At 72.2% G+C, this 22822-nt stretch carries 19 protein-coding genes; 12 read left to right on the top strand and 7 right to left on the bottom strand.

What is annotated here, in order from left to right:
• Window positions 1–259: 259 nt before the first annotated feature.
• From ACFW48_RS17710 to ACFW48_RS17720, 3 genes are all read left to right on the top strand, one after another.
• Window positions 260–2221: a Xaa-Pro dipeptidyl-peptidase gene (locus ACFW48_RS17710; RefSeq protein ID WP_386315620.1), complete on the top strand. Its 1962-nt coding sequence runs from the start codon at window positions 260–262 to the stop codon at window positions 2219–2221.
• Window positions 2218–3528 carry a M14 family metallocarboxypeptidase gene (locus ACFW48_RS17715; RefSeq protein ID WP_386315622.1) on the top strand — a complete coding sequence of 437 codons (1311 nt, stop codon included), beginning with the start codon at window positions 2218–2220 and terminating at the stop codon, window positions 3526–3528. Before ACFW48_RS17710 ends, ACFW48_RS17715 begins: the two co-directional genes overlap by 4 nt.
• Before the next feature lie 80 nt (window positions 3529–3608).
• Window positions 3609–5339: a BCCT family transporter gene (locus ACFW48_RS17720; RefSeq protein WP_386315624.1), complete on the top strand. Its 1731-nt coding sequence runs from the start codon at window positions 3609–3611 to the stop codon at window positions 5337–5339.
• Window positions 5340–5439: 100 nt separating this feature from the next.
• Here the strand turns inward: ACFW48_RS17720 and ACFW48_RS17725 are convergent, their stop codons facing one another.
• Window positions 5440–6393: an FAD-dependent oxidoreductase gene (locus ACFW48_RS17725; RefSeq protein WP_386315626.1), complete on the bottom strand. Its 954-nt coding sequence runs from the start codon at window positions 6391–6393 to the stop codon at window positions 5440–5442.
• Between the two features lie 66 nt (window positions 6394–6459).
• Here ACFW48_RS17725 and ACFW48_RS17730 point away from each other — a divergent pair, with 66 nt between their 5' ends.
• Together ACFW48_RS17730 and ACFW48_RS17735 are read left to right on the top strand one after the other, a co-directional pair.
• Window positions 6460–7491, top strand: a complete 1032-nt coding sequence (locus tag ACFW48_RS17730) for an oxidoreductase (protein ID WP_386315627.1) — start codon at window positions 6460–6462, stop codon at window positions 7489–7491.
• 35 nt (window positions 7492–7526) lie between these two features.
• Window positions 7527–9173, top strand: a complete 1647-nt coding sequence (locus tag ACFW48_RS17735) for an ABC-F family ATP-binding cassette domain-containing protein (RefSeq protein WP_386315629.1) — start codon at window positions 7527–7529, stop codon at window positions 9171–9173.
• Window positions 9174–9318: 145 nt separating this feature from the next.
• Here the strand turns inward: ACFW48_RS17735 and ACFW48_RS17740 are convergent, their stop codons facing one another.
• From ACFW48_RS17740 to ACFW48_RS17750, 3 genes are all read right to left on the bottom strand, one after another.
• Window positions 9319–11703 (bottom strand): Tex family protein, encoded by a 2385-nt coding sequence (locus tag ACFW48_RS17740; RefSeq protein ID WP_386315631.1) that lies wholly within the window; start codon window positions 11701–11703, stop codon window positions 9319–9321.
• Between the two features lie 115 nt (window positions 11704–11818).
• A complete protein-coding gene (locus ACFW48_RS17745) occupies window positions 11819–11950 on the bottom strand; it encodes an LPFR motif small protein (RefSeq protein WP_274595154.1) in 132 nt (43 codons plus the stop codon).
• Between the two features lie 94 nt (window positions 11951–12044).
• Window positions 12045–12914 (bottom strand): hypothetical protein, encoded by an 870-nt coding sequence (locus tag ACFW48_RS17750; RefSeq protein WP_386315633.1) that lies wholly within the window; start codon window positions 12912–12914, stop codon window positions 12045–12047.
• Between the two features lie 136 nt (window positions 12915–13050).
• Between ACFW48_RS17750 and ACFW48_RS17755 the strand changes: the two genes are divergently transcribed.
• Together ACFW48_RS17755 and ACFW48_RS17760 are read left to right on the top strand one after the other, a co-directional pair.
• The gene (locus ACFW48_RS17755) at window positions 13051–14010 is read left to right on the top strand and encodes a GlxA family transcriptional regulator (RefSeq protein WP_386315635.1); all 960 of its coding nucleotides are present in this window, start codon (window positions 13051–13053) and stop codon (window positions 14008–14010) included.
• 38 nt (window positions 14011–14048) lie between these two features.
• Window positions 14049–14684: a DJ-1/PfpI family protein gene (locus ACFW48_RS17760; RefSeq protein WP_386315637.1), complete on the top strand. Its 636-nt coding sequence runs from the start codon at window positions 14049–14051 to the stop codon at window positions 14682–14684.
• On the opposite strand, the gene ACFW48_RS17765 is transcribed toward ACFW48_RS17760, so the two are convergent.
• Window positions 14671–15438, bottom strand: a complete 768-nt coding sequence (locus tag ACFW48_RS17765; RefSeq protein ID WP_386315638.1) for an enoyl-CoA hydratase/isomerase family protein — start codon at window positions 15436–15438, stop codon at window positions 14671–14673. The two genes, ACFW48_RS17760 and ACFW48_RS17765, sit on opposite strands and share 14 nt — an antisense overlap.
• A 204-nt stretch (window positions 15439–15642) precedes the next feature.
• Here ACFW48_RS17765 and ACFW48_RS17770 point away from each other — a divergent pair, with 204 nt between their 5' ends.
• A complete protein-coding gene (locus ACFW48_RS17770) occupies window positions 15643–16095 on the top strand; it encodes an ATP-binding protein (RefSeq protein ID WP_386315697.1) in 453 nt (150 codons plus the stop codon).
• A 7-nt stretch (window positions 16096–16102) separates the two neighbouring features.
• Here ACFW48_RS17770 and idi read toward each other — a convergent pair whose 3' ends face one another.
• A complete protein-coding gene (gene idi, locus ACFW48_RS17775; protein ID WP_386315640.1) occupies window positions 16103–16693 on the bottom strand; it encodes an isopentenyl-diphosphate Delta-isomerase in 591 nt (196 codons plus the stop codon).
• A 310-nt stretch (window positions 16694–17003) separates the two neighbouring features.
• A complete protein-coding gene (locus ACFW48_RS17780; RefSeq protein ID WP_386315642.1) occupies window positions 17004–17942 on the bottom strand; it encodes a cation diffusion facilitator family transporter in 939 nt (312 codons plus the stop codon).
• A gap of 466 nt (window positions 17943–18408) precedes the next feature.
• On the opposite strand from ACFW48_RS17780, the gene ACFW48_RS17785 reads away from it, so the two are divergent.
• The 4 genes from ACFW48_RS17785 to ACFW48_RS17800 are packed head-to-tail and all read left to right on the top strand — an operon-like array spanning window position 18409 to window position 22817.
• The gene (locus ACFW48_RS17785; protein WP_386315644.1) at window positions 18409–20262 is read left to right on the top strand and encodes a DUF5941 domain-containing protein; all 1854 of its coding nucleotides are present in this window, start codon (window positions 18409–18411) and stop codon (window positions 20260–20262) included.
• On the top strand, window positions 20259–21011 hold the full coding sequence (locus tag ACFW48_RS17790; RefSeq protein ID WP_386315646.1) for a sugar phosphate nucleotidyltransferase: 753 nt from the start codon (window positions 20259–20261) through the stop codon (window positions 21009–21011). Before ACFW48_RS17785 ends, ACFW48_RS17790 begins: the two co-directional genes overlap by 4 nt.
• Entirely contained in the window at window positions 20999–22060 is a 1062-nt protein-coding gene (locus tag ACFW48_RS17795) for an iron-containing alcohol dehydrogenase family protein (protein ID WP_386315648.1), read from the top strand. Before ACFW48_RS17790 ends, ACFW48_RS17795 begins: the two co-directional genes overlap by 13 nt.
• On the top strand, window positions 22038–22817 hold the full coding sequence (locus tag ACFW48_RS17800) for a CDP-alcohol phosphatidyltransferase family protein (RefSeq protein WP_375906673.1): 780 nt from the start codon (window positions 22038–22040) through the stop codon (window positions 22815–22817). Before ACFW48_RS17795 ends, ACFW48_RS17800 begins: the two co-directional genes overlap by 23 nt.
• Window positions 22818–22822: the final 5 nt, after the last annotated feature.

A 22822-nucleotide genomic window follows, 5' to 3' on the forward strand; every position in this document is an offset into this window, starting at 1 on the left:
TGGCGCGCCGGGGGAGTGGGCCGCCGCCCACGCCGGGACCGCCGGCATCAGGGAGGCGGTGCCCAGTGCGCCCGGCACGACGATTCCGCGATGCACGAAAGCTCCAAGTCGTAGGGGCCCGACGTCTGTTCGGAGCCTATTCAGTCGCTGTGCGCGCGGTCAGGTCCACGGCCACCCCTGTCACACGATCGCCATTCGGCCGTCAGGAGACACGCGTTGCCCTCTTCTGCGCGGGAGTTGACCGATGTACCGTCCGCGCATGCCGATACGCATGCGCTTCACGATCTGGAGACCGCTCGCGACGGCGGCCACGGCCGCTCTCATGGCAACCCTTCTCACGCCCGCCGCGACGGCCCACCCCGCGACCCCGCGACAGAGCGAACCCGTCCACTCCTACGACGACGCCATCCGCGAGGCCGTCTGGGTGGACACCGGGTACGACGGGGACGGCGACCGCGAGGACGACCGCGTCGCCGTCGACATCGTCCGCCCCCGCGAACCCGCGCGGCAGGGCCGGAAGATACCCGTCATCATGGACGCCAGCCCGTACTACTCGTGCTGCGGGCGCGGCAACGAGAGCCAGAAGAAGACCTACGACGCCGACGGCGACGTCGACGGGATGCCGCTGTACTACGACAACTACTTCGTGCCGCGCGGCTACGCCTTCGTCGGCGTCGACCTGGCCGGCACCAACCGCTCCGACGGCTGCGTCGACGTCGGCGGACGCTCCGACATCCAGTCCGCGAAGGCCGTCGTCGACTGGCTGAACGGCCGCGCGAAGGCGTACACCACCCGCACCGGCGGCGAGCGCGCCAAGGCAAGCTGGACCAACGGCAAGACCGGCATGATCGGCAAGAGCTGGGACGGCACCATAGCCAACGGCGTCGCCGCCACCGGCGTCGAGGGCCTGGAGACCATCGTCCCGATCGCCGCCATCTCCTCCTGGTACGACTACTACTTCAGCCAGGGCGCCCCGCTCTACGGCTCCGGCCCCGACTGGCTGTCCGACTACGTCAACAGCCCCGACGCCCGCGCCGCGTGCGACGCCGTCCAGCGGAAGCTCGTCGACGGCGCCCCGCGCACCGGCGACTGGACGCGGCTGTGGACCGAGCGCGACTACGTCAAGGCCGCGAGCAAGGTGAAGGCGAGCGTCTTCCTCGTCCACGGCATGCAGGACCTCAACGTCCGCATGCAGCACGTCGGCCCGTGGTGGAACGCCCTCGCGAAGAACGGCGTCGACCGCAAGATCTGGCTCTCCCAGACCGGTCACGTCGACCCCTTCGACTTCCGCCGCGCCGAGTGGGTCGACACCCTGCACCGCTGGTTCGACCACGAACTCCTCGGCTACGACAACGGCATCGACCGGGAGCCCATGGCCGACATCGAACGCCGGCCCGAGCAGTGGGAGACGTCGAAGACCTGGCCGCCGCGCTCCACCGCGACCACGACCCTGCGCCCCGCCGACGGCGCGCAACCGGGCGTCGGCACCCTCGGCCTGCGCCGGGACCGCGGCACCGAGACGTTCACCGACGACCCCGCGCTGAACGAGACGGACTGGGCCGCGCACATCGACGAGCCGACCCCGGGCAAGGCCGGTTTCGTCACCGGCCCGCTCACCCGCGACCTGCGCCTGTCCGGCGCCTCCGAGGTCACCGTCACCGCGCGCTCCAGCACCCCGACGGCCCACCTCTCCGCCGTCCTCGTCGACCTCGGTCCCGACACCATCCGCGACTACGCCGACCGCGGTGAGGGCATCACCACCCTCACCGACCGCACCTGTTGGGGCCCGAGCACGCGGGGCGACAGCTCCTGCTACAAGGAGACGGCGGCGAAGACCACCGACGTGGACTACACGGTCGTCAGCCGAGGCTGGGCCGACCTCGGCAACCACGCGTCCAAGTGGCAGGGACGCCCGCTCACTCCGGGCAAGGCCTACACCATCACCCTCGACCTGGCGGCCACCGACCACGTCGTCCCGGCCGGCCACCGCCTCGCACTGATCGTCGCGGGCACCGACAAGGACCTCATCGACCCGCCCGCCGACACGCCGACACTCACCGTGGACCTCTCCCGCACGTCGGCACGCGTACCGTTCGTCGGCGGCACCGCCGCGTTCGCCGAGGCCACCGCCGGTACGGCGACCGCCGCTCCCGCCCCCGCACCCCTCGACGGCGTGACCGCCCCGCACACGACCCACCGCGTCCCGAAGGGAGCCCGATGAACCGCCTGCGCACCCTCACCGTGACGACCGCGGCCCTCGCCGCGTCCCTCCTCACCGCGCCGGCCCACGCCGCCCACGCCGCCGACACCGCACCCGCCGCCGACACCGCACACGCCCCGCCCCGCACCGGCTTCGAGCAGACGCACGGCGCCCGCTGGACCAGTCAGCCCGAGGAGCAGGCGCTCCTGGCCGCCGCCGACCGGGCGAACAGCAGGGTCGCCGTCGACCGCATCGGCACCACGAAGCAGGACCGCCCCCTCCAACTCGTGACCATCGGTAGGCACGCCGCCCCGAACAAGGTGCTCCTCGTGTGCAGCCAGCACGGCGACGAGCCCTCCGGCCGCGAGGCCTGCCTGTCCACCGTCCGCGACCTGGCGTACGCGACGGACCGGCGGACCCGGCGCTTCCTGGACCGCACGACCGTGCTGGTCGTGCCCACCGCCAACCCCGACGGCCGGGCCGCCGACACCCGCGGCAACGGCGACGGCGTCGACATCAATCGCGACCACCTCGCCCTGAAGACGGCCGAGGCCCGCGCCCTGGCCGCCGTCGTCCGCGACCAGCGCCCCGACGTCCTCTACGACCTGCACGAGTACGGCGCCACACCCCCGTACTACGACAAGGACCTCTTCGACCTCTGGCCCCGCAACCTCAACACCCACACCCGGGTCCACGACGAGGCCCGCACCCTGTCCGGGGCGTACGTCCGCCCCACCGCCGAGCGGGCCGACTACTCGACCGGCACGTACGGCATCTGGACCGACCCCGTCACCGGCGACCCGATCAAGCAGACCGCCGGCGACGGCCAGGAACGCATCCTGCGGAACATGTCCGGCGTGAAGCACTCGGTCGGTCTGCTCATCGAGAGCCGCGTCGACGCGCGCACCGAGGCCGAGCGCGCGGACGAGGCCCTGAACAACCGGCGCCGGGTGAACTCGCAGCTCGCGGCCCTGGACGGCATGTTCCGCTACGCGGACCAGCGGCGCGGACGCGTCGAGGCGGCCACCGCGGTCGCCCGGTGGTCCGGCCTGGCCGACACCGGGCCCGTCCACCTCGGCGGCGCGGACAACGACCCGGCCGAGCCCACCGAGGTGATCGAGGATCCGCCCTGCGGCTACCGGCTCACCCCCGACCAGTACACGGATCTGAAGGACGAACTCGCACTGCACGGTGTACAAACGCGTCCGGCCGGGGAGAAGGGCGCCTACGTACCGCTGCGCCAGCCGCTGCGCGCCCTCGTGCCGCTGCTCCTGGACGAGCGAGCGACGTACCACTTGACGGTAGGTGAACCCGACACCCGCTGCTGAAGAGGTGAGTTCTGCGTCGCACGTGGTAAGGGCGTAGCGGAGGATTGTTTTCAGCCTCACCGACTTGAAAGGTGCCGCCTGTGACGCAGGACCGACCAAGCGACAAGGAACACCACGAAAGAGGCACGCTGCCGGGTTCGGAAGCGGGCCTGCCGGGGCAGGAGCACAAGCCCCGGACCGACCGCGTCGTCTTCGGCGTCACCGCGGTCCTGACGCTCGCCTTCGTCATCTGGGGGGCCGCCGGCACCGACTCGCTGGAGGACGCCTCCGGCAGCATGCTCAGTGGCCTGATGCACAACGGCGGCTGGGCGTTCGTGCTGGCCGCCTCCGGGTTCGTCGTCTTCGCCCTCTGGCTCGCGGCCAGCCGCTACGGCCGCATCCACCTCGGCGCCGAGGGCGAGAAGCCCGAGTTCCGCACGGTGTCCTGGGTCGCCATGATGTTCAGCGCGGGCATGGGCATCGGTCTGATGTTCTGGGGCGTGAGCGAGCCGCTGGCGCACTTCGACACCGCCCCGCCCGGTACCAGCCCCGCCGACACCGGCGACCGCATGGCGACGGCCATGGCCACCACCCTGTTCCACTGGACGCTGCATCCCTGGGCGATCTACGCGGTGGTCGGCCTCGGCATCGCCTACAGCACCTTCCGCAGGCGCCGCCGGCAGACCATCAGTGCCGTGTTCACCCCGCTCATCGGCGAGAAGCACGCCAACGGTGTGAGCGGCCGGGTCATCGACATCCTCGCCATCATCGCGACGGTCTTCGGCTCCGCGGCCTCGCTCGGCCTCGGTGCCCTGCAGATCGGCTCCGGCGTCGAGAAGCTCGACTGGATGGACAAGGTCAGCACCGGGCTGCTGGTCGGCATCATCGCGGTGCTGACCGTGGCGTTCGTGGCCTCCGCGATCTCCGGCGTCGAGAAGGGCATCCAGTGGCTGTCCAACACCAACATGGTGCTGGCCCTGCTGCTCGTCGTGTTCGTGTTCGCCGCGGGCCCGACCATCCTCATCCTCGACCTGCTGCCGACCTCGGTCTTCACCTACCTCGGCGACCTGCCCGAAATGGCCGGCCGCACCGAGATCAGCGGCGGTGAGGGCGTCGCCGACTGGCTGGGCAGCTGGACCGTCTTCTACTGGGCGTGGTGGATCTCCTGGACGCCCTTCGTCGGCATGTTCATCGCCCGCATCAGCCGGGGCCGGACCATCCGCCAGTTCATCGGCGGCGTCATCCTCGTCCCCAGCACCGTCAGCCTGATCTGGTTCGCGATCTTCGGCGGTTCGGCGATGAGGCTCCAGGAGCAGAACCGGCTCGGCGACGAGACGACCCCCGAAGGCCGGCTCTTCGCGGTGCTGCAGGAGTACCCGATCGCCACCGCCACCAGCCTGCTGGTGATGATCCTCGTCGGCATCTTCTTCGTCTCGGGCGCCGACGCGGCCTCCATCGTGATGGGCACCCTCTCGCAGAAGGGCGCGCTCGAACCCAGCCGCTGGGTGGTGGTGTTCTGGGGCGTGGTGACCGGAGCGGTCGCCGCCATCATGCTCCTGGTGGGCAGCGGCGAGGGAGACGCGCTCACCGGTCTGCAGAACCTCACGATCCTCGCGGCGGCGCCCTTCGTCATCGTGATGATCTTCATGTGTATCGCCCTCATGCGCGACCTGCGCCGTGACCCCCTGATGGTGCGCGGTGAGATGGCCTCCGAAGCCGTCGAGATGGCCGTCATCGAGGGCCACAAGCGGTACGAGGGCGACTTCGAGATCCGCATCGGCCCGGGCCCCGGCACGGACGTGGAGGGCGACCCGATCGGCAAGCACCACTGACCGACGCGGAGTCGCTCGGTGGAGGGAACGGAAAGGGGCCGGCACGCACCCGCGTGCCGGCCCCTTCCCCGTCGGAGCGCGCCGCCCGGACCGCGGCCCGTCAGCGGGAGGCCAGATCGGCCGCCTCCCGCGCGCAGCCCCAGGCCACGGTGACGCCCGCGCCGCCGTGGCCGTAGTTGTGCACCAGCAGCCGCCCGTCCGGCAGCCGCTCGCGCTCCAGCCGTACCGCGTCCCGGGCCGGCCGCAGCCCCACCAGGTGCCCGAGCACCCGCGCCCCGGCGATCTCGGGCCGCAGCGCCGCGCACCGCCGTACGATCGACTCCGCGACCGCCGGGTCCGGCTCGGCCGACCAGGCGTCCTCCTCGGCCGTGCCGCCCAGGACCAGCCGGCCGGGCTGCGGGAAGAAGTACGCCATCTCCCCGGAGACCGGATCGGTGGAGACCATCCAGGTCCGGATGCCGGGATTCTCCACGACGACCAACTGCCCGCGCACCGGACGCACGGACGCGTCCGGCACCAGCTCCCGGGCGCCCAGCCCCGTGCAGTTGACCACCACCGGCGCCTCGGCCTCGGTCAGACCGGTCACCGCGCGGGTCTCCACCACACCGCCCGCCGACACCAGCCGCTTCCGCAGCCACGACAGATAAGTCGACATGTCGATGAGCGGCAGCCGCGCCCACAGCCCCGACCCGCCGTACTCCTCCGCGGTCGCCGCGCGCAGTCCCGGCAGCCGTGCGGCCGCCCACGTGTCCGCCTCGTCCAGGCCGGTCTCGCCCAGCACCCCTTCGACCATGCGTACGCCGCTCTCCTCGGGCCGCGCCGCCAGCTCCTCGTACACGTCCAGGGAGCGCAGCGCCCACGACCGCACCAGCGCGACCGGCTCGATGCGGTACGGCCACCACAGCGCACCCGCGACCGCCGAGGTGGTCCGCTCGACGGGCTCCCGCGTCCACAGCCGCACCCGCCTGCCGCGCTCGGCGAGGACGACGGCCGTCGTCAGCCCGACCACCCCGCCGCCGACCACGACGACTTCGCCATCCAGTTCGGTTTCCACACCGGGACGTCAGCGGAACGCCCCATGCCGTGCTCAGAGCGGTCGCACCCCGGGAATACTCACCGCATGGCTGCCCAGTACGCGACCTTCGCTCTGGCCCCGGCGGTGCGCGCCGGCGGCGTCCGGGCCGACGGCGACTACCAGGTCCACCGCGACTTCGTGGACTTCGTCGTCGACGGACGTCCCCTGCTGTTCCGCCTCTCCGACCTGGACGCCGTCTCCCCGCTCGCCTCCGACGTGCCTCCCGCGATCTTCAGCGCACAGGTCCGCAGCCTGCTCCTGGAGACCGACGCGCCCCTGCCCGGCGGCCGCTACGTCATCTACGCCTGCCCCGAGTGCGAGGACCTCGCCTGCGGTGCGGTGACCGCCGTGATCCTGCGGGACGGCGACGACTTCGTCTGGCGGGACTTCGCCTGGCAGACCGGCGAGCACGCCGACCTGGAGTTCAACGGCTACCACGGCATCGGCCCGTACCGCTTCCCCGGCGCCGAGTACCGTGCCGCCCTCGCCGCCCTGCTCGACGGCTCCGCGCACACCCGACGCAGGGTCCTGCTGATCGGCGACCGCGTCGCCCTGCTCGCCAGGCTCGCCGCCGCGCTGCGCACCATCGGAATCGGCGCCGACATCACCCATGACGCCGGTGACGTGACGGCCGACGAACTGCGTGCCTACGGCGCCGTCGCCTTCGGCCGCGCGGTCGCCGAGGGGGAGCGGACGGCCGTACGCCGCGCCTTCGCGGACGCCGGGGTTGACGTTGCCCACGTCGACGGCCTCGCCCCGATCGTCCCGCTGCTCGTCGCCCAGATCGAGAACGCCCTGGACCGCGGCCCGGCCGAGCGGCGCAGGCTGACCCGCCTGACGGCGACCGGTACCGCGGCCGACGTCGAGGTCACCTCGCCCTGCCGTGTACGGCTCACCGCGTACCGACTGGACCGCCTGCACCGCACCCGCACCCACGAGGTCTTCGACGGCGTACTCGAACCGGGCGGCCACCGCGTCGACCTGGAGGCGAGGACGGTGAAGGGGGAGTCCTTCGTGGTGGCGCGGGCGCCGGGAAGCGTGCTGGTGGCCGCGGTGACGCACGGAGAACCCGGCTGAGCGGGCAGCGGACCACCGCTAAAATCGGCGGTCTGATGACTGCCACCCTCGTCGCCAAGAACCTCGCCGCCGGCCACGGCGACCGCTCCCTGTTCACCGGGCTCGACCTCGTCGTCGCGCCCGGCGACGTGATCGGACTCGTCGGAGCCAACGGCGCGGGCAAGTCCACCCTCCTGCGGATGCTCGCCGGACTGACCACCCCGGAACAGGGCGAGCTGCGCCTGTCCCCGCCGAGCGCCACCGTCGGCCACCTACCGCAGGAGCCCGAACGCCGGCCCGGCGAGACGATCCGGGCGTTCCTGGCCCGCCGCACCGGCGTCACCGAGGCGCAGCGCACCATGGACGAGGCCACCCAGGCACTGGTCGACGGCGCTCCCGGTGCCGACGACGCCTACGCGACCAGCCTGGAACGCTGGCTCGCCCTGGGCGGCGCCGACCTCGACGACCGCGCGGCGGAGACCGCCGACACACTGGGCCTGACCGTCGACCTGGACCAGCCGATGACGTCCCTGTCGGGCGGCCAGGCGGCGCGCGCCGGACTCGCCTCCCTCCTCCTCTCCCGCTACGACGTCTTCCTGCTCGACGAGCCGACCAACGACCTCGACCTGGACGGCCTGGAGCGCCTCGAACGCTTCGTGACCGGCCTGCGCGCCGGCACCGTCGTCGTCAGCCACGACCGCGAGTTCCTCACCCGCACCGTCACCAAGGTCCTCGAACTCGACCTCGCCCAGCGGCAGATCAACCTCTACGGCGGCGGCTACGAGGCCTACCTGGAGGAACGCGAGGTGGCCCGCCGGCACGCCCGCGACGAGTACGAGGAGTACGCCGACAAGCGGGCGTCCCTCCAGGACCGGGCCCAGATGCAGCGCGGCTGGATGGACAAGGGCGTCAAGAACGCCCGGCGCAAGGCGGGCAACGACAACGACAAGATCGGCCGCAAGTTCCGCAGCGAGGCCAGCGAGAAGCAGGCCGCCAAGGCCCGCCAGACCCAGCGCATGATCGAACGCCTGGACGCAGTCGAGGAACCCCGCAAGGAGTGGGACCTGCGCATGGAGATCGCCTCGGCGCCTCGCTCGGGCGCCGTGGTCGCCACCCTGCGCGACGCCGAGGTCCGGCGTGGCGACTTCGTCCTCGGCCCGGTCTCCCTCCAGATCGACTGGGCGGACCGGGTGGCGGTGACGGGAGCGAACGGCGCGGGCAAGTCCACACTGCTCGCCGCCCTCCTGGGCCGTGTCCCGCTGACCGCCGGACACGCGGCGCTCGGCTCCGGCGTCCTGCTCGGCGAGGTCGACCAGGCCCGCAAGCTGTTCTACGGTCCCGAGTCCCTGCTGGACGCCTTCCGCTCGGCGACGCCGGACACCGAACCGGCCGAGATCCGCACCCTCCTGGCGAAGTTCGCCCTCAAGGCGGACCATGTCATGCGCCCGGCGTCGACCCTCTCCCCGGGCGAACGCACGAGGGCGGCCCTGGCCCTCCTCCAGGGCAGAGGCGTCAACCTCCTGATCCTGGACGAGCCGACCAACCACCTCGACCTGCCGGCCATCGAACAACTGGAATCGGCCCTGGACGCCTACGAGGGCACGCTGCTCCTGATCACCCACGACAGGCGAATGCTGGACGCGGTACACGTGACCCGCCGTCTGGAGGTAACGGACGGCAAGGTGACGGAAACGACGGCTTAGCCGCAGGCCGCCGCAGCTGCGGGCAGTCGTGCCTCCCCAGTGCCTGAACGGCCTGGGAGGTACCCCCAGGGCGGCACGGGTGGGCGCGGCGGCACCCGGCAAGCGCCGGCCCGCGCACCCACCCGCCCAGCTACAGCACCGCGCGCTACGCCAACCCGGCCCGCCGCAACGCGTCAGCCATCGCCCCGTTGGACGGAGCAGGCGCCGACGACCGCCCCTTGCCGCCACCGCCACCGCCACCACCGCCGGAGGCCTGCCGCTGCTGCCGCTGCCTGGGCGGCCTCCCCCCACGCTCCCGCTTCTGCTCCCCTTGCGCACCCTGCGAAGCGGCCGCCTCGTCGTCCAACCGCAGCGTCAAAGAGATCCGCTTCCGCGGGATGTCGACGTCCATCACCTTCACCTTCACGATGTCCCCGGGCTTCACCACATCCCGCGGATCCTTCACAAAGGTCTTCGACATGGCCGACACATGCACCAGCCCGTCCTGGTGCACACCGACGTCCACGAACGCGCCGAAGGCCGCGACGTTCGTCACGACGCCCTCCAGCACCATCCCGGAGGACAGGTCGGAGATCTTCTCCACGCCCTCCTTGAAGGTGGCCGTCTTGAAGGCGGGCCGCGGGTCGCGTCCCGGCTTCTCCAGCTCCTTCAGAATGTCCGTGACCGTCGGCAGACCGAACGTCTCGTTCACGAACTCCGTCGGCTTGAGCGACCGCAGCACGGACGTGTTGCCGATCAGGCCGGACACCTCCTGCCCGGCGGTCTTCACCATCCGGCGCACCACCGGGTACGCCTCGGGGTGCACGCTGGACGCGTCCAGCGGGTCGCTGCCGCCCCGGATCCGCAGGAAGCCCGCGCACTGCTCGTACGCCTTGGGGCCGAGCCGCGACACCTTCTTCAGCTCGGTCCGCGACGTGAACGGCCCGTTCGCGTCCCGGTGCGCCACGATGTTCTCGGCGAGACCGGAGGTGACACCGGACACGCGGGCGAGCAGCGGCGCGGACGCCGTGTTGACGTCCACGCCCACGCCGTTCACACAGTCCTCGACCACCGCGTCCAGCGAGCGCGACAGCTTCACCTCGGACAGGTCGTGCTGGTACTGGCCGACGCCGATCGACTTCGGGTCGATCTTCACCAGCTCGGCCAGCGGGTCCTGGAGCCGCCGGGCGATCGACACCGCGCCGCGCAGCGAGACGTCCATGTCCGGCAGTTCCTGCGAGGCGAAGGCGGAGGCCGAGTACACGGAGGCGCCGGCCTCGGACACCATCACCTTGGTCAGCTTCAACTCCGGGTGCTTGGTGATCAGTTCCCCGGCGAGCTTGTCGGTCTCGCGGGACGCCGTGCCGTTGCCGATGGCGACCAGTTCGACCGCGTGCTCCTTGGCGAGCCGCGCCAGCTTGGCGATCGCCTCGTCCCACCGGTTGGCGGGGACGTGCGGATGGATCACGTCCGTGGCCACGACCTTGCCGGTCGCGTCGACCACGGCGACCTTCACGCCCGTACGGAAGCCCGGGTCCAGGCCGAGCGTCGCGCGCGTGCCCGCCGGGGCGGCCAGCAGCAGGTCACGGAGGTTGGCGGCGAAGACGTTCACCGCCTCGTCCTCGGCGGCCGTGCGCAGCCGCAGCCGCAGGTCGATGCCGAGGTGCACCAGGATGCGGGTGCGCCAGGCCCAGCGGACCGTGTCCGTGAGCCACTTGTCGCCGGGCCGACCGCGGTCGGCGATCCCGAAGCGGCTCGCGACGATCCCCTCGTACGACGACGGTCCGTCGGTGGCCTCCTCGGGCTCCAGGACGAGGTCGAGCACGTCCTCCTTCTCGCCGCGCAGCATCGCGAGGATCCGGTGCGAGGGCAGCTCGGTGTACGGCTCGGCGAAGTCGAAGTAGTCGGCGAACTTGGCGCCGGCCTCCTCCTTGCCCTCCTTCACCTTGGCGGCGAGCCGCCCGCGCACCCACATCCGCTCCCGCAGCTCGCCGATCAGATCGGCGTCCTCCGAGAACTTCTCCGTGAGGATCGACCGCGCTCCGTCCAGGGCGGCCTGGGGGTCCGCCACGCCCTTGCCGGCATCGACGAACGCGGAGGCCGCGGCGACCGGGTCCACCGACGGGTCGCCGAGCAGGCCCTCGGCCAGCGGCTCGAGACCCGCCTCACGCGCGATCTGCGCCTTGGTACGCCGCTTGGGCTTGTACGGCAGGTAGATGTCCTCCAGGCGGGCCTTGGTCTCCGCCCCGTGGATGCGCGCCTCGAGCTCCTCGGTGAGCTTGCCCTGCTCGCGTACCGAGTCGAGGATCGCCGTACGCCGCTCCTCCAGCTCCCGCAGATAACGCAGCCGCTCCTCGAGCGTGCGCAACTGCGCGTCGTCGAGCATCTCGGTCGCTTCCTTGCGGTAGCGGGCGATGAAGGGCACCGTGGAGCCGCCGTCGAGCAGCTCCACCGCGGCCTTCACCTGCCGCTCCCGTACGCCGAGTTCCTCGGCGATCCTGCTCTCGATGGACCTCACGTCGATGGACGCGCTGGACCCGGGTGTCGTCACGATCCCGTACCGCCTTCTCACAGAGGTTGCGCGGCAATTGTGGCAGGTGGTGCCGACAATCGGGGATCAGGGCACCACCCGGCCCGGTCGGGAACGAGTGGAGCCGGACGCGGTGTCAGACCCGGCGGCCGCGGGTCGAGGACGAGGCTCCGCCGAAAAGCCGGGCCAGGGCCCGGAAGGGAAGCGTCACGACGGTGGCGATGGCCCCACCGATCTGGCGCAGTACGTCTGCGATGGCACGGAACACGAAAAGCCCCTTTCCTCTCCCGGCCCCTCCGGCCGGGAGCCCTACGGGTACCTCCGGATCGGCCGGACATGCCCGTCGGCGGGGCCGGACCTGGTCAGCGCTTGCCGAGCAGGTCCGCCGGGAAGGCGCCGGCGGACAGCGCCGTACGGGCGAAGGACGCTCCGAGCTCCGTCAGACGCGCCACGCCCTCGGCCCCGAGGTGCGCGTAGGGGGCCGCGTCCAGCCGGTCCGTCTCCCGTTCGATCTCGTCGCGCAGCGCCACGCCCCGCTCGCTCAGCTCGCCGGCGTCGTCGATCAGGCCGCGGTCGCGCAGCCGGTCCGTCGCCGCGTCCCACTCCTCCTGGGTCCAGCCACGGGTGGTGAAGATCCACTTCGGCGCCATGCCCTTGCCGGTCGCGGTGTGCGTCACCAGCGCCTCCAGGCCGTCGAGGCCCGCGGCCAGCAACGCGGCGAGGTGGCCGTCGCCCCGGTGCTCGCGCAGCAGGGTCGCCGCGTGCCACAACGCCAGGTGCGGCGCGTCGGGCACGGGCAGGTCCGCGTGGGCGGAGTACAGCGGACGGGCACTGCGGGAGCAGCCCTCGGCGGCGCGCAGCGCCAGGCCGGCGGCCTCCGACATCTCCGCGGACGCCAGGGCCTGGTCGCCGAGCAGGCGGCGCAGCGTCGCGTCGACGGCACGCGCGCGTGCCGCCAGGACCTGGGCCGGGGTGGCGGTCTCCCACACCGCGGGCACATGCCGGGCGACGAGGTCGTGCTTGTAGTTGTAGAACGTCGCCGTCACGGCGCCGGCGCCGACCGGCCCCAGCGCGGCGGCGCGCACCGCGAAGTTGACGGCCCGGGGGTCGGTGACCCCGAGGTCGGCCAGTTCCCGCCCCAGGTCGGGCGAGAAGTAGTGCGTCGAGTGCAGCGAGTTGAGCGCGTTGTGGCAGCGGCGGCCGGCGCGTGCGTCGATGGCGGCAGTGGTCATGCCACGCACGTTACCAACCGCTCAGTACGTCCTCCAGGTGTCTTCCGGACGGCCCCCACCGAGCGTGGAACGCATGGCAGGAAAGGTGGGGTACTCGTCATTGCGGCCATCGCCGGACGGGCGAAGAATCGACGGCATGGCGCACCGAACCGTCCTCGTCGTCCTGTTCGACGACGTCCAGAGCCTCGATGTCACCGGCCCCGTGGAGGTCTTCGCGGGCGCCGAGCAGCACACGCCGGGGACGTACCGCATCCGTACGGCCTCGCTGGACGGCGCCCCCGTGCGCACCTCCAGCGGCCTGACCGTCGCACCGGACCTGGCCCTCGCCGCGGCGCCCGTCCCGGACACCCTGATCGTTCCCGGCGGCCGGGGCTCCCGGGACCCCGACCCGCGCCTGGTCGAGTGGCTGCGGGGACGCGGACCGCGCGCCCGGCGCCTGGTCTCCGTCTGCACCGGGGCGGTCCTGCTCGCCGAGGCGGGTCTGCTGGACGGCCGCCGCGCCACCACCCACTGGGCCTACTCCGACCGGCTCGCCCGCGACCACCCGGCCGTGGACGTCGACCCCGACCCGATCTTCGTCCGCGACGGCCACGTCGCCACGTCCGCCGGCGTCACCTCCGGTATCGATCTCGCCCTCGCCCTGGTCGAGGAGGACCTGGACCGGGACGCCGCCCTGACCATCGCCCGGCACCTGGTGGTGTTCCTGCGCCGGCCCGGGAACCAGGCACAGTTCAGCGCCCAGCTCGCCGCCCAGACCGCTCGGCGCGAGCCCCTGCGGGAGATCCAGCGGTGGATCACCGAGCATCCCGGCGCAGACCTCGGTGTCGAGTCCCTCGCCGCCCGTGCCCGCCTCTCGCCGCGCCACTTCGCCCGTGCCTTCCAGGCGGAGACCGGCGTGACACCCGGCCGGTACGTCGACCGGGTCCGACTGGAACACGCCCGCCGACTGCTGGAGGACACCGGCGACGGCGTCGAGGAGATCTCCCGCTCCAGCGGCTACGGCACACCGGAGGCCATGCGCCGCGCCTTCGTCAAGGCCCTGGGAACCTCACCGGCCGAGTACCGCCGCCGTTTCCGTCCGGCGCCCGTCCGATGAGTCCCGATCCACCCGTCGCACCGACCGGAAGGAACCCCGTGCAGATCGCCATCGTCCTGTTCGACCGCTTCACCGCCCTGGACGCCGTGGGCCCCTACGAGACCCTCGGCCGCCTCCCGGACGCGGAGACCGTCTTCGTCGCCGAGCGGACGGGCCCCGTGCGCACCGACACCGGCAACCTCGCGCTCACCGCCGACCGGTCCCTGGCCGACGTACCGGCCCCGGACATCGTCGTCGTCCCGGGCGGCCCCGGCCAGACCCCGCAGATGGACAACGGCGCCCTGCTGGACTGGCTGCGCACCGCCGACGCCACCAGCACCTGGACCACGTCCGTGTGCACCGGCTCGCTGCTGCTGGCCGCCGCGGGGCTGCTGGAGGGCCGCCGCGCCACCTCGCACTGGCTGGCCCTGGACTTCCTCAAGCGGTTCGGCGTCGAGCCGACCGGGGACCGCGTGGTCACCGACGGCAAGTACGTCACCGCGGCCGGTGTCTCCTCGGGCATCGACATGGGCCTCACCCTGCTCGGCCGGATCGCCGGCGACGACCACGCCCGGGCGGTCCAGCTGTTGACCGAGTACGACCCGCAGCCACCCTACGACGCGGGGTCCCCGGCGAAGGCGCCCGCGCACCTCGTCGAGGAGTTCCGCGGCAAGAGCCGGTTCATCCTGACGTAGTCGCACCCGGCGGCGGGTTCCAGCCGAACCGCGGCTGCCTGCGCTCCAGGAAGGCGGCGACCCCCTCCGCGGTGTCGCCGCTGCCGCGCGCCTGGGCGGCCCAGTACGCGTCCCGGTCGGTGCGCCCGTTCGCGAACTCCTTCGCCGCCGCCTGGGTCAGCCGCGAGCGCGACGCCAGTACCCGGGTGAACTCCGCGACCCGCTTGCCGAGTTCGCCCTCCGGCAGCACCTCGTCGACCAGGCCGGTGCGCAACGCCCGTCCGGCGTCGATCAACTCCCCCGAGAAGAGGAGGTACTTCGCGGTGGCCGGGCCGGTCAGCGCCACCAGCCGCCGGGTCGAGGACGCGGCGTACACGACCCCCAGCTTGGCCGGGGTCACCCCGAACAGCGCCGACTCCTCGGCGAACCGCAGATCGCAGGCGGCCGCCAACTGGGCCCCGCCGCCCACGCAGTGACCGCGGATCGCGGCCAGCGTCGGCTTGGGGAAGGCCGCGAGGGCCTCCTCGGCGCGAACGGCGAGCCCCTGCGCGTCCTCCGCAGGCTCCCGCAGGGTCGAGATGTCGGCCCCGGCGCAGAACGTGGCTCCCTCACCGGTGAGCACCAGCGCCCGCACCGCCGGGTCTCCCGCCAGGGTGTCGAGCAGCTCGGGCAGCGCCCGCCACATCGCGGCCGTCATCGCGTTCCGCTTGGCCGGGTAATGGACGACGACGGTGGCGACCGAGTCGGCGACCCGGTGCAGCAGCTGGGGCTCCATGCGCCGGATGTTATCCGCCGACCGTTGGGTTCACGCGGCCGGTGCGAGCGGGACAGGAACGGTCCCACAACTGACCGTGTCATACGCCAACGATCAGAAGTGCTCGATACCAGCTGACTTGTGTTCAGTTCTACGGAGCCGAGCGACGCGTTACCAACACTCAGGGGTGTGGTGACAATCGAGCCCAAGGGTGGCGACCGGACGATGGACGAGACCGGGCCCGCCGGGCCGCTGCCGTACGAAGGCGTCTGGCGGTTCACCGCCCCCGCCGTGGACGCGTCGGTCCCGCAGGCGCGGCACGCCGTGCGGGACCTGTTGGCGCGCCAGGGCGTGCCGGTCTCCGACGACGTGACCGAGGGCCTGCTCCTGATCGTCTCGGAGCTGGTCACGAACGCCGTCCGGCACGCGGCGGTGCTGTCGCCGGTACTCGCCGTGGAGATCGCCGTCGGGCCCGAGTGGGTGCGGGTGTCCGTGGAGGACAGCCACCCCTACCGCCCGACCGCCCTGGAGGCCGACCACGGTCAGACGGGCGGGCGCGGGCTGCTCCTGGTCCGGGAGATCACCCGGGAGTCGGGCGGTGCGTGCGACGTGGCCCACACGGCGAGTGGCGGCAAGGTGATCTGGGCCGCCCTGCCGCTCAAGCACGCCCTGCGGTAGCGCGGACTCACCAGCCGGCGGGGCCCGTCAGCTCGCGGACCGCGGGCCGGGCCGCGTCCAGCACCGTCATGAACCATGCCGAGAAGGTGTCCTTGCCGTGCCGTTCGGCCAGCTCGGCGGGCGACACGAAGGCCGTCTCCGCGACTTCCTCCGGGTCGGGCCGCGGCGTTGCCTGCACCAGGCCGACGAACAGGTGGTTGTACTCCTGCTCGACCAGCCCGGAGGCCGGGTCCGGGTGGTTGTAGCGCACGGTGCCCGCCTCGGCGAGCAGCGAAGGGGAGACGCCCAGCTCCTCGTACGTCCGCCGGGCCGCCGCCGCGAAGGGCGCCTCGCCGGGGTAGGGGTGACCGCAGCAGGTGTTGGACCACACGCCGGGGGAGTGGTACTTGCCCAGCGCCCGCTGCTGGAGCAGCAGCCGGCCCCGCTCGTCGAAGAGGAACACGGAGAAGGCGCGGTGCAGCCGCCCCGGCGGCTGGTGCGCGGAGAGCTTCTCCGCGGTGCCGATCGTCACGCCGTTCTCGTCGACCAGTTCCAGCAAAATCGCGTCTGCGGTGCCGTTCGACGAACTGTGCGTCGCGGTGGCAGGAGTGATCGGCATACCCATCCTTCACATCGGTCCTCGCGCCCCAAGTGTGCCGTACGAATCCGGCACTCTCGGCACTTCCCGGCACTCCCGCATGTCCCGCGCGGCGGCGCGGGCGGCGGTGGTCACCGGTCGGACGCCGAGGAGGGCCCAGTTGATCATCGTGCCCGGCGTCGCGGGCCGGGAACCGTCCACGGCGTGGCCGGGAGAAGCGCCGCGGGAGACGGGACCTGGGCAGGACGTGAACGAGCGGCGGACGGCCGCACTCCGCAGCGCGTTCCGGTACGCGCACGCCCCCACCGCGGTTCACCGGTGCCACCCGGCCTCAGTGGCACAACCTCGCCTCGTGCTCCGCGTGGCCGCTGGGCTCCAGCTGGAAGGTGCAGTGCTCCACGTCGAAGTGGTCGCCGAGGCAGCCCTGCAACTCGTGCAGCATCTTCTCGTGGCCGATCGCGCTCAGCGCCTCGCCGCTCACCACCACGTGCGCCGACAGCACCGGCATGCCCGAGGTGATCGTCCAGGCGTGCAGATCGTGGACGTCCTCCACTCCGTTCAGCGCCAGTATGTGGGCGCGCACCTCGGCGATGTCCACGCCCTTGGGCGCGGCCTCCAGCAGCACGTCCAGGGTCTCGCGCAGCAGCCGCCAGGTGCGCGGCACGATCATCAGCCCGATGACCAGCGACGCGATCGGGTCGGCCGGCTGCCAGCCGGTGGCCAGGATCACGAGTGCCGAGACGATCACCGCCAGGGAGCCCAGCGCGTCCGCCGCCACCTCCAGGAAGGCGCCCCGCACGTTCAGGCTCTCCTTCTGGCCGCGCATCAGCAGGGTCAGCGACACCATGTTCGCCACCAGGCCGATCGCGCCGAAGGCGACGGTCAGCCCGCCCGCTGTGCCGGCGGGTGTGATGAACCGCTCGATCGCCTCGTACAGGACGTAACCGCCGACCCCGAGCAGCAGCAGACAGTTGGCCAGGGCGGCGAGGATCTCGGCGCGCGCGAAGCCGAAGGTGCGCCGGTCGCTGGGCGGCCGGTTCGCGAAGTGAATGGCCAGCAGCGCCATGCCGAGACCCAGGGCGTCCGTCGCCATGTGCGCGGCGTCGGCGATCAGCGCGAGCGAGTCGGCGAGCACGCCGCCGACGATCTCGACGACCATGACGAAGAGCGTGATCGCCAGCGCCACCCGCAGTCTGCCCCGGTACGCGGCCGTCGCCGTCCCGCCGGCCTGCGCCCCGTGCGCGTGCCCGTGATCATGCCCAGCCCCCATGAGAAGCAGCCTCCCTGTGTGTCCGCATCCGGCGTCCGGAGCACAGTGAACTACGGGTAGGGGGTATCCGGCAACGCGGCACTGAACACCGTTGTCATGTGCCCTGACCTGCGGAAACGTTACGCAGGTCAGAGCGCCGCGACCCCCTGGACGGGCCGTCCGGGTGAGGCCGGCGGACGGCCGGCTCAAGGCGTCCCTGACCCTGAGCGAACACCCGTCGACACTGTGCGATGTCCGCGATGCCCGGTCTGGGAGCGCGGTTTGTGGGGCGGGCCCCGGATCCACGATGATGATCGCGGCAAAGGCGGGTGCAAGCGGCGTCGACCGGCCGTGAAACGGGCGGTGAACACGGTGTTCCAGCCATCCGATAGCCTCTGCCGACATGTCGCCCGGGTGCCGCAGGCACGGGCGTCCCACCATGCACAGGCCCGGCGCCCAGGCGTCGGCACCCAGGGAGTGAGTTCGGTTGTCGACCGCCATCCTCACCGGTCAGCCGGTCCCCGGTTCGTCGATCGAGAGCGAGCTGCGGTCCCTGGGCTTCGACGTGCGTCTCGCCTCCGGCGCCGCCGACGCCGAGACGGTGCTGGCCCGGGTGCCGGCCGGTGAGCGGGTCGCCGTGGTCGACGCCCGCTTCGTCGGCCACCCGCACGCCCTGCGCCTCGGCCTCACCGACCCCCGCTTCCCGCTCGCCGCGATCCCCGGCGCCGTCACCGCCCAGCCGGACGCCCGCCAGGCCCTGACCCGCGCGATGGCCCGCGAGAACTCCGGCCACGGCGGCACCGCCCGCGGGGGTGCCCCCGCGCGAGCGAAGCCGAGCGTGGGGGACGTCGACAGCCTCGCCGACCGGATCACCGCCGCCCTCGACGCCGACGACGCGGGCGTCCACCGGCCCGAGCTCGGCAGCCTGGTCGCCGCCGTCCCCGCCGACCCCCAGGCACGCAACGAGGCACGGCAGGCCGTCGCCGGCGTCGACGACGAGGCCGTACGCCTGAAGTCGGCGGTCAAGGCCCGCGACGGTTTCGTCACCACCTTCCTCATCAGCCCCTACTCCCGCTACATCGCCCGCTGGTGCGCTCGACGCGGACTGACCCCCAACCAGGTCACCACCGCGTCGCTCATCACCGCGCTCATAGCGGCGGGCTGCGCGGCCACCGGCACCCGTGGTGGCTTCGTCGCCGCCGGCGTCCTGCTCATCGCCTCCTTCGTCCTCGACTGCACCGACGGACAGCTCGCCCGCTACTCCCTGCAGTACTCCACGCTCGGCGCCTGGCTGGACGCCACCTTCGACCGCGCCAAGGAGTACGCCTACTACGCGGGCCTCGCCCTCGGAGCCGCCCGCGGCGGCGACGACGTATGGACCCTCGCCCTCGGCGCGATGGTCCTCCAGACCTGCCGGCACGTCGTCGACTTCTCCTTCAACGAGGCCAATCACGACGCCGCCGCCAACACCAGCCCCACCGCCGCCCTCTCCGACAAGCTCGACAGCGTGGGCTGGACGGTCTGGGTGCGCCGCATGATCGTCCTGCCCATCGGCGAACGCTGGGCCATGATCGCCGTCCTGACCGCGCTCACCACGCCCCGGATCACCTTCTACGCGCTGCTGATCGGCTGCGCCTTCGCCGCGACGTACACCACGGCGGGCCGCGTCCTGCGCTCGCTGACCCGCAAGGCGACGCGGACCGACCGGGCGGCGAAGGCGCTGGCCGACCTCGCCGACTCCGGACCGCTCGCCGAGGCCGCAGCCAAGGGGCTCGCGCGGACCGCCCGCCGGCTGCCCGGCTTCACCGCTCCCGCCGTCGCCCTCCTCGGCGGCGTCGCCGTCGTCGCGACGGCCGCGCTCACCGACTTCGGCGGCCCCTGGCCGGCCGTCGCCGCGATCGTCTACGTCCTGACGTCCGCCCTCGCCGTCGCCCGCCCTCTCAAGGGCGCCCTCGACTGGCTGGTCCCGCCGTTCCTGCGCGCCGCCGAGTACGGCACCGTCCTGGTACTGGCGGCGAAAGCGGACGTGAACGGTGCGCTTCCAGCGGCTTTCGGGCTGGTTGCCGCGGTCGCCTACCATCACTACGACACGGTCTACCGCATCCGCGGCGACGCGGGAGCGCCGCCGCAGTGGCTGGTGCGGACGGTCGGGGGGCACGAGGGCCGCACGCTGGTGATCACCGTGCTGGCCGTGCTGCTCACCGCCTCACAGTTCAAGGTCGCGCTCACGGTCCTCGCCGTGGCCGTGGCTCTCGTGGTGCTCGTGGAGAGCATCCGCTTCTGGGTCGCCGCCCACAAGGTCGGCGCACCCGCCGTACACGACGAAGGAGAACCCGCATGATCGGCCTCGTGCTGGCGGCCGGCGCCGGACGCCGTCTGCGCCCCTACACCGACACCCTGCCCAAGGCACTGGTCCCGGTCGGCCCGGAGGGGGCGGAGGACAGCATCACCGTGCTGGACCTGACGCTGGCCAACTTCGCCGAGGTCGGCCTGACCGAGGTCGGGATCATCGTCGGCTACCGCAAGGAAGCCGTGTACGACCGCAAGGAAGCGCTGGAGCAGAAGTACGGCGTCAAGCTCACCCTCATCGACAACGACAAGGCCGAGGAGTGGAACAACGCCTACTCCCTGTGGTGCGGCCGTGACGCCCTCAAGGACGGCGTGATCCTCGCCAACGGCGACACCGTGCACCCGGTCTCCGTCGAGAAGACCCTGCTCGCCGCCCGCGGCGACGGCAAGAAGATCATCCTCGCCCTCGACACGGTGAAGAACCTCGCCGAGGAGGAGATGAAGGTCGTCGTCGACCCCGACAAGGGCGTCCAGCGCATCACCAAGCTGATGGACCCGGCCGAGGCGACCGGCGAGTACATCGGCGTCACCCTCATCGAGGGCGAGGCCGCCGTCGAGCTGGCCGACGCCCTGAAGACGACCTTCGAGCGCGACCCGCAGCTGTACTACGAGGACGGCTACCAGGAGCTGGTCAACCGCGGCTTCAAGGTCGACGTGGCGCCGATCGGCGACGTCAAGTGGGTCGAGATCGACAACCACGACGACCTCGCCAAGGGCAGGGAGATCGCGTGCCAGTACTGACGAGGCTCATCCCGTCGCCGGTCGTCGTGGACATCCGCGCGGGTGCCCTCGACGACCTGGGATGTGTGCTCGCCGACGAGCGCATCTCCCACTCGGGCAAGCTCGCCGTCGCCGTCAGCGGCGGCTCGGGCGCCCGGCTGCGCGAGCGTGTCGCCCCGTCGCTGCCAGGCGCCGACTGGTTCGAGGTCGGCGGCGGCACCCTGGACGACGCGATCAAGCTGGCCGGTGCCATGAAGGGCGGCCACTACGACGCGGTCGTCGGCCTCGGCGGCGGCAAGATCATCGACTGCGCCAAGTTCGCCGCGGCGCGCATCGGCCTCCCGCTGGTCGCCGTGCCCACGAACCTCGCGCACGACGGGCTCTGCTCGCCGGTCGCCACCCTCGACAACGACGCGGGCCGCGGCTCCTACGGCGTGCCGAACCCCATCGCCGTAGTCATCGACCTGGACGTCATCCGCGATGCCCCGGTGCGGTTCGTGCGCGCCGGCATCGGCGACGCCGTCTCCAACATCTCCGCGATCGCGGACTGGGAGCTGGCCAACCGGGTCAAGGGCGAGCGGATCGACGGCCTGGCCGCCGCGATGGCCCGCCAGGCGGGCGAGGCCGTGCTCCGGCACCCGGGCGGCGTCGGTGACAACGACTTCCTCCAGGTGCTCGCCGAGGGCCTGGTCCTGACCGGCATCGCCATGTCGGTCTCCGGTGACTCGCGGCCCGCCTCCGGCGCCTGCCACGAGATCAACCACGCCTTCGACCTGCTCTTCCCCACCCGCGCGGCCTCCCACGGCGAGCAGTGCGGTCTGGGCGCGGCCTTCGCGATGTATCTGCGCGGGGCCCACGAGGAGTCCGCCCACATGGCCGAGGTACTGCGCCGGCACGGACTGCCGGTGCTGCCGGAGGAGATCGGGTTCACCCCGGCCGAGTTCTTCCAGGCCGTGGAGTTCGCCCCGCAGACGCGGCCCGGCCGCTACACGATCCTCGAGCACCTCGACCTCAAAACCGACCAGATCAAGGACCTGTACGCCGACTATGTCAAGGCCATCGGTAGCTGAACTACGTCCGGTCGTCCACCCCGCGGGGGTGAAGGACCGGCGCAGCGGTGAGCACTGGGCGGGACGCCTCTACATGCGCGAGGTCTCGCTGCGGATCGACCGCTACCTGGTGAACACCAGGATCACGCCCAACCAGCTCACGTACCTGATGACCGTCTGCGGCGTGCTCGCGGCCCCGGCCCTGCTGGTGCCGGGGATCACGGGCGCCGTGCTCGGCGTCGTGGCGGTCCAGCTGTACCTGCTGCTGGACTGCGTCGACGGCGAGGTCGCGCGCTGGAAGAAGCAGTACTCGCTCGGCGGCGTCTACCTGGACCGGGTCGGCGCCTACCTGACCGACGCCGCGGTCCTGGTCGGCCTCGGCCTGCGCGCCGCCGACATCTGGGGCACCGGACGCATCGACTGGCTGTGGGCCTTCCTCGGTACCCTGGCCGCGCTCGGCGCCATCCTGATCAAGGCCGAGACCGACCTCGTCGGCGTGGCCCGGCACCAGACCGGCAAGGCGCCGGTCCAGGAGTCCGCGTCCGAGCCGCGCTCCTCCGGCATGGCGCTGGCCCGCCGGGCCGCCGGGGCGCTCAAGTTCCACCGGCTGATCCTCGGCATCGAGGCGTCCCTGCTGATCCTCGTCCTCGCCATCGTGGACGCTAGCCGCGGCGACCTGTTCTTCACCCGTCTCGGCACCGCCGTACTCGCCGGCATCGCGCTGCTGCAGACGCTGCTGCACCTGGTGTCCATCCTCGCCTCCAGCAGGCTGAAGTGAGCGGG

The sequence above is a fragment of the Streptomyces sp. NPDC058812 genome (assembly GCF_042744565.1).
In the GTDB taxonomy this organism is placed as follows: Bacteria; Actinomycetota; Actinomycetes; order Streptomycetales; family Streptomycetaceae; genus Streptomyces; species Streptomyces thinghirensis.

What these genes read in the sequence shown, in the direction of transcription:
- ACFW48_RS17770 (WP_386315697.1), top strand. Translation starts at nt 15,643, where the DNA reads ATGGACGAGACCGGGCCCGCCGGGCCGCTGCCGTACGAAGGCGTCTGG.
- ACFW48_RS17780 (WP_386315642.1), bottom strand. Translation starts at nt 17,942, where the DNA reads ATGGGGGCTGGGCATGATCACGGGCACGCGCACGGGGCGCAGGCCGGC.
- ACFW48_RS17755 (WP_386315635.1), top strand. Translation starts at nt 13,051, where the DNA reads ATGGCGCACCGAACCGTCCTCGTCGTCCTGTTCGACGACGTCCAGAGC.
- ACFW48_RS17730 (WP_386315627.1), top strand. Translation starts at nt 6,460, where the DNA reads ATGGCTGCCCAGTACGCGACCTTCGCTCTGGCCCCGGCGGTGCGCGCC.
- ACFW48_RS17715 (WP_386315622.1), top strand. Translation starts at nt 2,218, where the DNA reads ATGAACCGCCTGCGCACCCTCACCGTGACGACCGCGGCCCTCGCCGCG.
- idi (WP_386315640.1), bottom strand. Translation starts at nt 16,693, where the DNA reads ATGCCGATCACTCCTGCCACCGCGACGCACAGTTCGTCGAACGGCACC.
- ACFW48_RS17710 (WP_386315620.1), top strand. Translation starts at nt 260, where the DNA reads ATGCCGATACGCATGCGCTTCACGATCTGGAGACCGCTCGCGACGGCG.
- ACFW48_RS17735 (WP_386315629.1), top strand. Translation starts at nt 7,527, where the DNA reads ATGACTGCCACCCTCGTCGCCAAGAACCTCGCCGCCGGCCACGGCGAC.
- ACFW48_RS17750 (WP_386315633.1), bottom strand. Translation starts at nt 12,914, where the DNA reads ATGACCACTGCCGCCATCGACGCACGCGCCGGCCGCCGCTGCCACAAC.
- ACFW48_RS17790 (WP_386315646.1), top strand. Translation starts at nt 20,259, where the DNA reads ATGATCGGCCTCGTGCTGGCGGCCGGCGCCGGACGCCGTCTGCGCCCC.
- ACFW48_RS17800 (WP_375906673.1), top strand. Translation starts at nt 22,038, where the DNA reads ATGTCAAGGCCATCGGTAGCTGAACTACGTCCGGTCGTCCACCCCGCG.
- ACFW48_RS17765 (WP_386315638.1), bottom strand. Translation starts at nt 15,438, where the DNA reads ATGGAGCCCCAGCTGCTGCACCGGGTCGCCGACTCGGTCGCCACCGTC.